Here is a 12,352-nt window from a genome sequence, read left to right on the forward strand (position 1 = left end):
CTATCCGATCGTGCGCCGGTCGCTGCGCGTGGGTTCACGGTCGTACTCGATCAAGAAGCTCGAGCCGCTGTACATGGGCGACGAGGTGCGCACCAGCGACGTCCAGAAGGGCGACGACTCGATCGTCAAGTACGTCCAGGCGCGGGCGCTGCAGGAAGACGGCGACACCGCGGGCGCCGGCCAAATCCTCGACGATCTCGCCGACTACAACCGATACGACTGCGTCTCGACCCGGCGCCTCCGGGACTGGCTCGTCGACCGGGCGCGCGAGGCCAATCTGCGGCCGTCACCGGAGCCCGAGCCCGACGAGAAGGTGTACGAGCCGTCGCCGCGCGCCCTCGCCCTGTCCGCCGCGTCGCGCAGCCTCCCGGACGACTCGGACGACGCCCAGTCGCTGCGCCTCGCGTCCGCCGCGATCGACTACTACCCGCGCGAGGCGAAGAGCTACTGGGGAACGCACTTCCTGCGCCTGCGCGAGCCCGTCGCCATCTGGGAAGAGGTGCGCGACGTCGTCGTGCTCGACGGCGCCCGGTGCCAGGTGATCGAGGACTGGAATCGCCCAGAGGGCGCCAGGGCCGACCGGCGCGTGCTCGAGCTGCGCGGCGAGCTCGCGCCCGGCACCCGTCTGAGCGCAGGGACCGACCCCTTCGCGCTCTACGAGCTGCCTGCGCCGTTCCCGTTCGAGCCGTCGCCGCGCTGGATCCATGCCGACCACCGCGTGCAGGTGGTCGAGGTCCTCGACGACGGCGCGATCGTCGAGGAATACGCGGTGCAGGGCGAGACGTGGTCAGAGCTGCCGATCGCCCTGACTCCGCCGCCCCCGCCGCGCGCGGGCAACCAGCAGTCCGCGATCGACGCGTGGGCCGATACGCTCATCGCCGCGGCCCCGGCTTTCCCCGAAGACCCTGCGACCGACATCCTGCGCCGGCGCCCGCCGCGCACCCTTCGACAGGCTCAGGGAGCGGCTGGAGGGCTCGCGCAGTCGTCGGGGAACGACGTCGATGCGATCGTGCGGTCGCTCCTCGACCTGGACCGCAGCTACCTCGCGGTGCAGGGCCCACCAGGCACCGGTAAGACCTACGTCGGCTCGCACGTCATCGCGCGCCTGATCCGCGAGCACGGCTACAAGATCGGCGTGGTCGCCCAGTCGCACGCCGTGGTCGAGAACATGCTCGACCGCATCGTCGACGCCGGCGTCTCGCCCGCGCAGGTGGCCAAAGCGCCGAAGGATGCCTCGGCCGAGACATCCTTCACCGTCATCCCCAAGAACGGCATGGCGGCGTACGTAGCCGAGCAGACCGGCGGGTTCGTCGTCGGCGGAACGGCATGGGACTTCAGCCACGAGGGCCGGATTCCCCGTGGCAGCCTCGACCTGCTGGTGATCGACGAAGCCGGGCAGTTCTCGCTCGCCTCCACGATCGCCGTGTCGCTCGCCGCGTCGCGCCTGCTCCTCCTGGGCGATCCGCAGCAGCTGCCCCAGGTGACCCAGGGCACCCACCCCGAGCCGGTGGACACGTCCGCGCTCGGCTGGGTGATGGACGGATCGGATGTCGTTCCACCCGAGTTCGGGTACTTCCTCGCCCGCACCTGGCGCATGCATCCGGCCGTCGCGGAGCCGGTGTCGCGGCTGTCGTACCGCGGCGAGCTCGCGTCGCATCCCTCCGCGGGGCTGCGCGTCCTCGAGGGCATCGAGCCCGGACTGGCGGCGGTCCCAGTGCGCCACCACGGCAACTCCACCCAATCGCGGGAGGAGGCGGAGGCCGTCGTGACGATCGTGCGAGGGCTGCTCGGCCGGGCCTGGACCGGCACGACGGTGAGTGACGAAGAGATCACCGTGCTCGCCCCGCGCGCGCTCGAGCAGTCGGACATCATCATCGTCACGCCCTACAACGCGCAGCAGGTGGAAATCGAGGAGTCCCTCGCGGCGGCAGGGTTCGATCGTGTGCCGGTCGGCACGGTCGACAAGTTCCAGGGCAAAGAGGCCGTGGTGGCGATCCTTTCGCTGGCGGCGTCGTCGGGCCGCGACGCGCCGCGCGGTCTGGAGTTCCTGCTCCTGCGCAACCGCCTCAATGTCGCGATCTCACGAGCCATGCACACCGCGTACGTCGTGCATTCGCCCGGACTCCTCGACGACCTGCCGCACACGCCGGAAGGCGTCGCACGGCTGAGCGGATTCGCCCGGCTCGTCCTGCACTGACCCCGAGTTCTGCAGCGGAGGTATCAAAGGCGCGGCAGCGGACTCTCTCCTGGGGAAGGGGGAGTCAGCGATGAGCGCAGTCGAACACGCAGCGTCAGCCGCGATCGAGGAAGTTGCGGACGACGGGAATCGAACCGGTCACGGCATCCGGTTCTGGATCCACCGCTATCTGCCGGCAGAGATCGTGGGCACGGCGGCGCTGATCCTCGCCGGATTCGGCGTCACGGCCTGGACCGACGCCCCGGCCGTCATCGCCATAGCCGCCCTGATCGGCGAGAGCATCGGCTTTTACGCCGTCCTCGCCTTCACCGTCTACCTCGAGCAGATCCGGGTGGTCCGGCCCGGCCGCGGCATCACCCGCTCCCGCCGACGCGCGGGCGTGCGCACGCTGCTGCTCCTGGCTGCGGAGTTCGGGCCGTCCGAACTGCTCGACTCGCTCGTGATCCGGCCTGCCGCGCTCGTGCTCGGCGTGTGGCTGATCCCGGATCCGTTCTGGGGGCTCCTCGCCGGCAAGGTCGTCGCCGACATCGTCTTCTACGCGATCGCGGCCGGCGCATTCACCGTCACCGACCGCACCGGGCTGCGCGGCGCCACCGAGGAGAACGCATCATGAACCAGCCACACCCGCCGATCCGGCCGCCGCACGCGTTCCTCGAGAGCCGTCGTGCTGAGACCGCCGCACTGCTGGCGATGGATCAGGCCCGCGCGGCGCTCGCGGTGCACGGCACGCCGCTGCTGCTGCTGGACACCGACCGCGTGCGCCGGCAGTTCCGCCGGCTGCAGGCCGCCCTCCCGACCGTGCGCTTCCACTACGCCGTGAAGGCGCTCGCGCACCGCGAGGTCATCCGCGCGCTCGCCGCGGAGGGGTGCGGTTTCGATATCGCGTCGGATGCCGAGCTGGCCCTGCTGCGCGCCGAAGGCATCGCCGCGCACCGGGTGATCCACACGCACCCGGTCAAGAAGAGCTCCGAGATCGCCGAAGCGCTGGATGCCGGCATCCGCACCTTCGTCATCGACAATGCCGGGGAGCTCGCGAAGTTCGCCGGTGCGCCGGCGGAGACGCGGCTGCTGATCCGCCTCGCGTACCGGAGCCCGCACGCCAAGAGCGACCTGTCATCGAAGTTCGGCGTGGGCCCCTTCGAGGCCGCGCAGCTCGTCGCCAGGGCGCGCGACTTCGGACTGCGCGTGGCGGGCTTCAGCTTCCACGTCGGAAGCCAGCTCGACGACCCCGCGCGGTTCGCCGCAGCGACGAACGACACCCTCGATCTCATGGCGGAGCTCGAGCGCGCCCAGGGGGTGCGCTTCGACACCCTCGACATCGGCGGCGGGTTCCCGGTCGGCTACGACACCCCGGTCGCCCCGCTGGAGGAGGTCGCCGCCGCGATCCGACCGATTCTCGAGGAGCGGGCCGCCCACCTCAGGGTGATCGCCGAACCCGGGCGCATCCTCGTCGCCGAAGCCATGACGCTCGTCACGAGCGTGGTGGGTGTGGCTGAGCGGGCCGACGGGCTCTGGGCCTACCTCGATGATGGGGTCTACGGTTCGTACTCGAACGTCGTCAGCGAGGACGTGCACCCGCTCGTCTTCGCGGTGCGGGAGCTGGACGCGCCTGACCCGTCATCGCACCGCTGGACGACACTCGCGGGTCCGACGTGCGACAGCGCCGACGTCGTCGCGCGCGAGGAGCTGCTGCCCGAGCTCGCGGTCGGAGATCTGCTGGTGAGCCCGACGATGGGCGCCTACACCGCGGTCACGGCCAGCCGGTTCAACGGCCGCGCGCTCACGCCCATCGCGGCACTGCGCGGCGTACCCGACATCGGGGCGCAGTCGGCACCCGCGCCCGAACCGGTCGAGCTGCGATCGGTCGGAGAGCTGCAGCGTCAGCTGTAGACCCGCAGCGGTGGCTCAGACGGTGCCGTAGAGGCGATCGCCCGCGTCGCCGAGCCCGGGGACGATGTACCCCTTCTCGTTGAGGCGCTCGTCGAGCGCTCCCAGCACGAGGGTCACGTCCCGGTCGCCGCACTGCTTCTCGATCGCGGCCACGCCCTCGGGGGCACCCAGCAGGCAGATGGCGGTTACGTCCTGTGCCCCGCGCTTGAACAGGAACTCGATCGCCGCGCCGAGGGACCCTCCGGTGGCGAGCATGGGGTCCAGGACGAAGCACTGCCGGTCGCTCAGGTCGTCGGGCAGTCGTTCGGCGTAGGTCGACGGCACGAGGGTCTCCTCGTTGCGCACCATGCCGAGGAAGCCGACCTCAGCCGTGGGGATGAGCTTGACCATGCCCTCCAGCATCCCGAGTCCGGCGCGGAGGATCGGCACCACGAGCGGGCGCGGCTCGCCGATGCGAACGCCGATCGTTGTGGTGACGGGGGTGCGGATCTCGTGCGGCTCCACGCGCACGTTGCGCGTCGCCTCGTACGCGAGCAGCGTGACGAGCTCTTCGGTGAGCTGACGGAACACCGGCGACGGGGTGCGCTCGTCGCGCAGCACCGTGAGCTTGTGGGTGATGAGCGGGTGGTCGGCGACGTGGAGGCGCATACGCTCAGGTTAGCCGGGTCGTAGTCTCGTGGTGTGATGACCGACCCTGCGGATCTCGCCGCGATGGACCGCGCGCTCGCGCTCGCCGCGGAGGCCGGCGCTGGTGGCGACGTCCCCGTCGGGGCGGTGGTGACGGATGCCGCGGGCACCGTGATCGGCGAAGGCCGGAACCTCCGCGAACTCACGCACGATCCGCTCGCCCACGCCGAGGTCGTCGCGATGCGGGAGGCCGCGGCATCCGTCGGAAGCTGGAATCTCGAGGGATGCACGCTCGTGGTGACCCTCGAGCCCTGCCTGATGTGCGCCGGCGCGCTGCTCCAGGCACGCCTGTCGCGGCTCGTCTTCGGCGCGTGGGACGACAAGGCCGGGGCGGCGGGTTCGGTGTACGACGTCGTGCGCGATCGGCGCCTGCCGTACCGTGCCGAGGTGGTCGCGGGAATTCGAGCGGATGCCGCATCCGCACTGCTGCAGGAGTTCTTCGCCTCGCGGCGCTGAGCCTGCCCCGCTCGGTCAGCGCGGCAGCTGGGGGAGCACTTCGGTGCCGAGGTACTCGACGTGGTCGATGTCCTGCAGGTCGAGCAGCTGCAGATACACCCGGTCGATCCCCAACTCGGCGTACCGCGTCATCCGCTCGGCGACCTCGTCCGCGTCGCCGACGATGCTGACGCCGTCGCGGACCTCCGCCGCGGTCTTTCCCACACGTGCCGCCCGCCGCCCGATTGCGGCATCGTCCGGCCCCGCGAAGGTCGACATCGCGAGCGAGAGCGACAGGCTCGCGGGATCCCGCCCGATGCGTTCGCACGCTGCGTGCACGCGCGCGATCCGCTCCGGGATGTCGGCGAGTGCGGGGAAGCCGAGATTGAACTCGGTCGCGAACCGCGCGGCGAGCTCCGGCGTGCGGCGCGGGCCGTTTCCGCCCACGATGACGGGCACGCGTGCCTGGATGGGCTTGGGCAGTKCCGGGGCATCCGTCAGCGAGTAGTGCGCGCCGACGAAGCTGTACGTGTCGCCGACCGGGGTGGACCACAGGCCGGTGATCAGCTCGAGCTGCTCCTCGAGCAGGTCGAACCGCTTCACGGGGAACGGGATGCCGTACGCCAGATGCTCGCGCTCGAACCACCCCGCGCCGAGGCCCAGCTCGACGCGGCCGCCGGACATCGCATCGACCTGCGCGACCTGGATCGCCAGGATCCCCGGAATCCGGAACGTCACCGATGAGACGAGCGTGCCGAGCCGGATGCGCGAGGTCTCGCGGGCGAGACCGGCGAGGGTCGTCCAGGCGTCGGTGGGGCCGGGGAGGGGATCACCCGCCGAGCCGCGCAGATAGTGGTCCGAGCGGAAGAAGCCGTCGAAGCCGAGGCGCTCAGCCGTCTGGGCGAAGGCGAGCTGGTCGTCGTAGCTGGCGCCGAGCTGCGGCTCGGTGAACAGGCAGTACTGCATCGAGATCGGTCAGTCGCTCGAGCGGACGACGATCTCCTCGGTCAGCGGGGCCGGCCCGCCCGCCCGCAGGATGTCGGGCTCCAGGTAGATCACCCGTGCGATCGGCACGGCTTCGCGCACCCGCGCCTCGATCACGTCGATATCGTTCGCGATCTCGCCGAGCAGCCGATCGGAGGCGAAGCCGAGCTTGGCCGCCACCAGCAGTTCGTCGGGGCCGAGGTAGAGGGTCTTCATGTGGATGACCTTCTCCACCTGCGGGCCGCCCTCGAGCGCGGCGAGGATGCGGTCGTGGTCGGCCATCGTCGCGCCCTCACCCACGAGCAGGCTCTTGGTTTCGATGCCCAGGACGATCGCCACGAGCACGAGCAGGGAGCCGATCAGGAGCGTGCCGACGGCGTCGTACACCGAGTTGCCGGTGATGGCGGTCAGGGTGACGCCGAGCAGCGCGAAGACGAGACCGATCAGCGCGGCGATGTCTTCGAGCAGCACGACAGGCAGTTCGGGCGCTTTCGCGTGGCGGACGAACGACACCCAGGACTGGTCCTTGCCGCGCACATGGTTGCTCTCGCGGATGGCGGTGCGCAGCGAGAACGACTCGAGCACGATCGAGATCAGCAGCACCGTGACCGGCACCCACACGTTCTCGAGCGGGTGCGGGTGCTGCAGCTTCTCGATGCCGTGGTTGATCGAGAACAGGCCACCGACGGTGAACAGGATGATCGAGACCAGGAAGGCGTAGACGTAACGTTCGCGCCCGTAGCCGAAGGGGTGGTCCGCGTCGGCCCGGCGCCTGGACAGCCGTCCACCGAGGAGAAGCAGGATCTGGTTGCCAGTGTCGGCGAGCGAGTGGATCGCCTCGGCGAGCATCGATGCCGAGCCCGACACGATCCAGGCGATGAACTTCGCGACCGCGATGCCGAGGTTCGCGAACATGGCCGCGATGATCGCCTTGGTGCCACCCTCTGTACTCATGCGCTGAGTCTACGGTCGCCGTTGATCGCGTCGGCGCGCGGGTGACGACTGCAGGGTCAGTCCGAAGACCTGATGATGATGGCCTCGGTCGCCGGGGACGGATCGGCGGGATGCCCGACGTAGCCGATCACCTGGAGGAGGGCGCTGCGGAACTCCGCCGGACGCTCCAGGTGCGGGGAGTGACCGACACCCTCCAGGGCGACCTCGGTGACCTCGCCGCCCGCGGTGGCGTATGCCCCGAGCACGTCGCGGGTCTGCGACACCATCTCCTGCGCGGGTGCGACGTCGGCGCCGGGCCATCCGGGGACGATCCCGAGCGCCCCGAGGTGGTTGAAGTCGTAGAACGACGCGTCGGAGACGATGGCGTCGGCCGTGCCGTGGATCCACAGGATCGGCGGCTTCGGGGTGAGGGCGACGATGCCGGCGGTGTTGAAGTGCTTCGGGGCCATGGTGTTGAGCACGCCCGTCGTCCCCGCTGCGAATCCCGGCCAGTTCTCGCTGGCCACGGCGTCGCCTGGGTAGTTGCCCACCGCCGTCGAGGTCGACAGCATCGAGGCGACCCAGACGTCTTCGTGGGCGGTCTGATAGCCCTCGGCGACATATCCGGAGCGGAACACGCTGCGCGGCGACGTCGCCGCCTCGTCGCTGGTGTCGCGGGCGTTCAGACGCTCGACGAAGTCCGGGTTCGCACCCCCGCCGCCGCTTCCGGCGTCGTCGTCGGTGAGTCGTGATCCGTCGCGTCGCGTGCCGCCGAATCCGTACGGGGAGACAGGTGACTGCAGCGTGAGGCTGAGCACCGGGTGGTCGAGGGCGTACTGCATGACCACGCCTGCACCCATCGACCAGCCGACGAGGTGAGCGGACGGGATGCCGAGCGTCTCGAGCGTCGCCGATACGTCGTCGCTGAAGTCCCGGAGGCCGCGTGTGGCATCCACGGGCGCGTTCTCGGTGTCTCCGAAGCCGCGCAGATCGATCGCGATCACCCGCAGCTCGCTCGGAAGATCCTGCATGATCTCCTGCCAGAACAGCGAAGAGGACACGTTGCCGTGGATCAGCACGACCGTCTTCTCCGGTGCCGTCGCAGGATCGTCACCGACCCGCTCCAGAATGTTCACCAACAGCCGGGGCGTCTCGATCGCACGTGCCGTGATGCCGTCGAACAGGGTCATGCCGCATCCTTCGCTGTCCCGCGGGAACCCCACTGCACCCGCTTCTTCGACCATAGTCCGGCGGTCGGCGCGGGTGAATGGCGGATCTCCGGGGAGCGCGGGGCCGGCCGGCCCAAAGCCGTTCACGCTCGCTCGCTAGCATGGTCGGCATGCCTGAAACCCTCCCCTCCATCGCGATCCTCGGCGCCGGCTCGATGGGCGGTGCGGTGCTGCGCGGGCTCGTCGCGTCCGGACTCGCCGCCGGCGGCATCACCGCGACCAATCGCTCTGCGGCGAAGGCCGACGAGCTCGCCGAGCTTGCCGGGGTGACCAGCGTCGCCCTCGAACGTCAGCCATCGGGGAATGCGGATGCCGCGGCATCCGCCGACATCATCCTGATCGGCGTGAAGCCGGCGATGGTGCCCGACCTGCTGCGCGAGATCGCGCCGCGTCTGAGCCCCGGGACCATCGTGGTCAGCCTGGCAGCCGGTGTGACGATTGCGACCTTCCAGGAGATCCTGGGCGCGCAGATCGCCGTGCTGCGCTCCATGCCGAACACGCCTGCGCTGGTCGGCAAGGCCGTCACGGGTCTTGCTGCCGGCGACGGCGTGAGCCCTGCCCAGACCGCGCTCGTCCGGCGCCTCTTCGAGACGGTGGGTTCCGTGGTCGAGGTCCCGGAGAGCCAGATCGACGCGCTCTCCACGATCTCGGGGTCGGGCCCGGCGTACGTCTTCCTCCTGATCGAGGAGCTCACCGAAGCCGCCGTCGGCAAGGGCTTCACCGAGGAGCAGGCGCGACTCATGGCCGAGCAGACGTTCATCGGCGCGACCGCGCTGCTCGAGGCATCCGGCGACGAGCCTGCCGCGCTGCGTCGCAAGGTGACGAGCCCGAAGGGCACCACCGAGAGAGCGGTCGCGGTGCTCAAGCACGCGCAGCTCGCAGGCCTCTTCGCTGAGGCGACGGATGCCGCGCTCGCCCGCGCGCGCGAGCTCGCTGCCGGCTCCTGACCGCTGCCGCACCGAGCCGGGGTGAGGCGGCGTCCCGTGTCGTGATCCGCGCGCAATCGTTCGGGCGTAGAGTGCTCAGCCGTGGCAGGTCGCGTCAGCGCAGAGAGAGCGCGTATCCGGCGCCGGCTCCGTGTGCACCCGGCGCAGAGCATCGTCAGCGGATTCACGGTCGTCCTGCTGCTCGGCACGGGGGCGTTGATGCTTCCCGCCGCGTCCCGCAGCGGCGAGGGCACCAACTTCTATGACGCGCTCTTCACGGCGACCTCTGCCGTGTGCGTCACCGGTCTCACGGTCGTCGACACGGCCACGCACTGGAGCGGACTCGGGCTCGTCGTCATCCTGCTCCTGATCCAGCTCGGCGGCCTCGGGATCATGATCTTCGCCTCGCTGGTCGGTCTCGTCCTCGCCCGCAAGATGAGCGTCCGGTCGCGACTCAACGCCGCGACCGAGGCGAACGTCATCGAGCTGTCCGACATCCGGGGACTCGTCCGCAGGATCGTGCTGATCTCGCTGCTGATCGAGGCCGTGACGTTCTGCTTCCTCTTCGCCCGGTTCCTGCTCGGCTACGGCTACAGCGTCGGCGATGCCGCGTGGCACGCGCTGTTCCACTCGGTGTCGTCGTTCAACAACGCCGGATTCGCGCTGTACAGCGACAACCTCATCGGCTTCGCGGCCGACCCGTTCATCTGCCTGCCGATCAGCGCCGCCGTCATCCTCGGCGGTCTGGGGTTCCCGGTGCTGCTGCAGCTGCGCCGGGAGTTCCGCAACACGCTGCGCTGGACCATGAACACACGCATCGTGCTCGCGGCGACCCCGCTGCTGCTCGTGCTGGGCACGGCTTACATCACGATTCTCGAGTGGTCCAACCCGCGCACGCTCGGCCGCTACGACCCGGCCGCCCGGCTGCTGATCGGGTTCTTCCAGTCGGTGCAGACGCGCACGGCCGGGTTCAACTCCGTCGACATCGGGCTGATGCACGACGAGACGTGGGTGGGGATGGACATCCTGATGTTCATCGGCGGCGGACCAGCCGGCACGGCCGGTGGCATCAAGGTAACGACGTTCGCCGTGCTCTTCTTCATCATGCTGGCCGAGCTGCGCGGCCGCGCGGTGGTCAACGTCTTCGGCAAGCAGCTCTCCCGTGCGGTTCATCGCCAGGCGATCACGGTCGTGCTCATCGCCATCGCCGCGATCATGTCCGGCACGATCGCCCTGATGATCTTCACCGAACTGCCGTTCGACAAGGTGCTCTTCGAGGCGATCTCGGCATTCGGCACGGTGGGTCTCACGACCGGCATAACCTACGACCTGCAGCCCGCCGCCGAAGTGGTGCTCGTGCTGCTGATGTTCCTGGGCCGGCTCGGTCCGCTCACGCTGGGCTCCGCCCTGGCCTTGCGCGACCGCGAGATCCTGTACACCTATCCGAAGGAGAGGCCCGCCATTGGCTAAATTCCCCCTCTTGGGCACGAGTGCCCGTCGCATCGCCGAAGCCGATTCCGTCGCCGTGATCGGCCTCGGCCGGTTCGGAAGCGCGCTGGCGCTCGAACTCATGGACACAGGCACGGAGGTCCTCGGCATCGACACCGACGAGGACCTCGTGCAATCGCACAATGGTCAGCTGACCCAGGTGGTGCGGGCCGATGCCACGAAGGAGGAGGTGCTCCGCCAGCTCGCGGTGCACGAATTCGATCGCGTCGTCGTGGCGATCGGGCACGACATCCAGTCCTCGATCCTGGTGTGCGCGCTCCTTCGCCACATGGAGGTGCCCATCATCTGGGCGAAGTCCATCAGCGAGCAGCACGGTCGCATCCTCGAGCAGCTCGGCGTCCACCACATCGTGAATCCCGAGCAGGACATGGGGCGAAGGGTCGCGCACCTCGTGCGCGGCGCGGCGATGGACTATCTGGAGATCGAGCCGGGGTACTCACTCGCGAAGATCTCCGCGCCGCCGGACTACCAGGGCACAGCCCTGGGCGCGACGAACCTGCGGCAGGCGCACGGCGTCACGGTCACGGCCTTCAAGGGGAAGGGCGATCGCTGGGTCAACGCCGACAATCAGACGGTGCTCTCGCCGGGCGACGCGATCCTCATCGTGGGCCCGACCGATCGTGTCGAGGCCTTCGCGCAGTTGACGTAGCGCGTCAACGGTCGAGCGAGGCGAACCGCTCGATGTCGCTGTTCGTGCCCGAGACGATGATGAGGTCGTGGTTGGTGACGATGGTGTTCGCCTCGGCATAGCGGAACGGCTTGCCGGGGCTCTTCACTCCCACCACGGTGATGTTGTACTTCGTCCGCACCCCGGACTCGTTGAGCCCGACGCCCCGGATGAACTTGGGCGGGTACATCTTGGCGAGGGCGAAGTCGTCGTCGAAGTTGATGAAGTCCAGCATCCGTCCGCTCACGAGGTGCGCGACGCGCTCGCCGGCCTCGCGCTCGGGGTAGATGACATGGTTCGCGCCGACGCGGGACAGGATCTTGCCGTGCGACTGCGAGACCGCCTTCGCCCAGATCTGCGGGACCTTCAGGTCGACGAGGTTGGCGGTGATGAGGACGGATGCCTCGATGCTCGAGCCGACCGCAACCACCGCGACCTGGAAGTCCTGAGCACCGACCTGCCGCAGCGCATCGATGTTCTTCGCGTCGGCCTGCACCGTGTGCGTCAGTCGCTCCGACCACTTCTGCACGAGTTCGAGGCTGTCGTCGATCGCGAGCACCTCGCGGTCGAGCCGGTCGAGCTCGCCGGCGCAGGCGGCGCCGAAGCGCCCGAGGCCGATGACGAGGACGGGTGCGTCGCCGCGGATCTGCTCAACCAACGATCGGCCTTTCCACCGGCAGCGAATACAGCTGCGAACGGGATGTCGCGGCCACGGCCGCGGCGAGAGTCACTGTACCAACGCGACCCATGAACATCGTCAGCGCCATGATGTAGATGCCCGGGTCTGGCAGGGTTTCGGTGAGTCCCGTCGACAGGCCGACGGTGGCGAAGCCGGAGATCACGTCGAACAGGACGTCTTCGACGTGTGCGCCGGTGAAGTGGGTGATGGTGATCG

13 protein-coding genes are annotated in these 12,352 nt (G+C 69.3%); 7 read left to right on the forward strand and 6 right to left on the reverse strand.

The window, feature by feature from the left end:
• The 3 genes from AC1DVT_RS12355 to AC1DVT_RS12365 all read left to right on the forward strand — a co-directional run.
• A partial coding sequence (locus AC1DVT_RS12355; RefSeq protein WP_477389275.1) for a DEAD/DEAH box helicase occupies nt 1-2,197 on the forward strand: 2,197 nt, incomplete at its 5' end.
• A 70-nt stretch (nt 2,198-2,267) separates the two neighbouring features.
• Entirely contained in the window at nt 2,268-2,810 is a 543-nt protein-coding gene (locus AC1DVT_RS12360) for a hypothetical protein (RefSeq protein WP_477389277.1), read from the forward strand.
• Entirely contained in the window at nt 2,807-4,087 is a 1,281-nt protein-coding gene (locus tag AC1DVT_RS12365; RefSeq protein WP_477389279.1) for a type III PLP-dependent enzyme, read from the forward strand. Before AC1DVT_RS12360 ends, AC1DVT_RS12365 begins: the two co-directional genes overlap by 4 nt.
• Before the next feature lie 15 nt (nt 4,088-4,102).
• On the opposite strand, the gene upp is transcribed toward AC1DVT_RS12365, so the two are convergent.
• Nucleotides 4,103-4,735 carry a uracil phosphoribosyltransferase gene (gene upp / locus AC1DVT_RS12370; RefSeq protein ID WP_457098984.1) on the reverse strand — a complete coding sequence of 211 codons (633 nt, stop codon included), beginning with the start codon at nt 4,733-4,735 and terminating at the stop codon, nt 4,103-4,105.
• Nucleotides 4,736-4,771: 36 nt separating this feature from the next.
• Between upp and AC1DVT_RS12375 the strand changes: the two genes are divergently transcribed.
• Nucleotides 4,772-5,230, forward strand: coding sequence for a nucleoside deaminase (locus tag AC1DVT_RS12375; RefSeq protein ID WP_457098985.1), 459 nt, complete (start codon nt 4,772-4,774; stop codon nt 5,228-5,230).
• 15 nt (nt 5,231-5,245) lie between these two features.
• On the opposite strand, the gene AC1DVT_RS12380 is transcribed toward AC1DVT_RS12375, so the two are convergent.
• From AC1DVT_RS12380 to AC1DVT_RS12390, 3 genes are read right to left on the reverse strand one after another with little or no spacing between them, the layout of a single operon-like run.
• On the reverse strand, nt 5,246-6,175 hold the full coding sequence (locus AC1DVT_RS12380) for an LLM class F420-dependent oxidoreductase (protein ID WP_477389281.1): 930 nt from the start codon (nt 6,173-6,175) through the stop codon (nt 5,246-5,248).
• A gap of 9 nt (nt 6,176-6,184) precedes the next feature.
• Nucleotides 6,185-7,147, reverse strand: a complete 963-nt coding sequence (locus AC1DVT_RS12385; protein WP_477389283.1) for a cation diffusion facilitator family transporter — start codon at nt 7,145-7,147, stop codon at nt 6,185-6,187.
• 56 nt (nt 7,148-7,203) lie between these two features.
• The gene (locus AC1DVT_RS12390; RefSeq protein WP_477389285.1) at nt 7,204-8,316 is read right to left on the reverse strand and encodes an alpha/beta fold hydrolase; all 1,113 of its coding nucleotides are present in this window, start codon (nt 8,314-8,316) and stop codon (nt 7,204-7,206) included.
• A 149-nt stretch (nt 8,317-8,465) separates the two neighbouring features.
• Here AC1DVT_RS12390 and proC point away from each other — a divergent pair, with 149 nt between their 5' ends.
• From proC to AC1DVT_RS12405, 3 genes are all read left to right on the forward strand, one after another.
• A complete protein-coding gene (gene proC, locus AC1DVT_RS12395) occupies nt 8,466-9,302 on the forward strand; it encodes a pyrroline-5-carboxylate reductase (protein ID WP_477389287.1) in 837 nt (278 codons plus the stop codon).
• Nucleotides 9,303-9,383: 81 nt separating this feature from the next.
• The gene (locus AC1DVT_RS12400; protein WP_477389289.1) at nt 9,384-10,751 is read left to right on the forward strand and encodes a TrkH family potassium uptake protein; all 1,368 of its coding nucleotides are present in this window, start codon (nt 9,384-9,386) and stop codon (nt 10,749-10,751) included.
• A complete protein-coding gene (locus AC1DVT_RS12405; protein ID WP_477389291.1) occupies nt 10,744-11,439 on the forward strand; it encodes a potassium channel family protein in 696 nt (231 codons plus the stop codon). The genes AC1DVT_RS12400 and AC1DVT_RS12405 overlap by 8 nt, the downstream gene beginning before the upstream one ends.
• Before the next feature lie 4 nt (nt 11,440-11,443).
• On the opposite strand, the gene AC1DVT_RS12410 is transcribed toward AC1DVT_RS12405, so the two are convergent.
• Nucleotides 11,444-12,115: a potassium channel family protein gene (locus AC1DVT_RS12410; protein WP_457098992.1), complete on the reverse strand. Its 672-nt coding sequence runs from the start codon at nt 12,113-12,115 to the stop codon at nt 11,444-11,446.
• On the reverse strand, nt 12,108-12,352 hold a 245-nt coding region (locus AC1DVT_RS12415), incomplete at its 5' end, for a potassium transporter TrkG (protein ID WP_477389294.1). The genes AC1DVT_RS12415 and AC1DVT_RS12410, both read right to left, overlap by 8 nt.

It is taken from the genome of Microbacterium sp. P2_F9, from assembly GCF_056403635.1.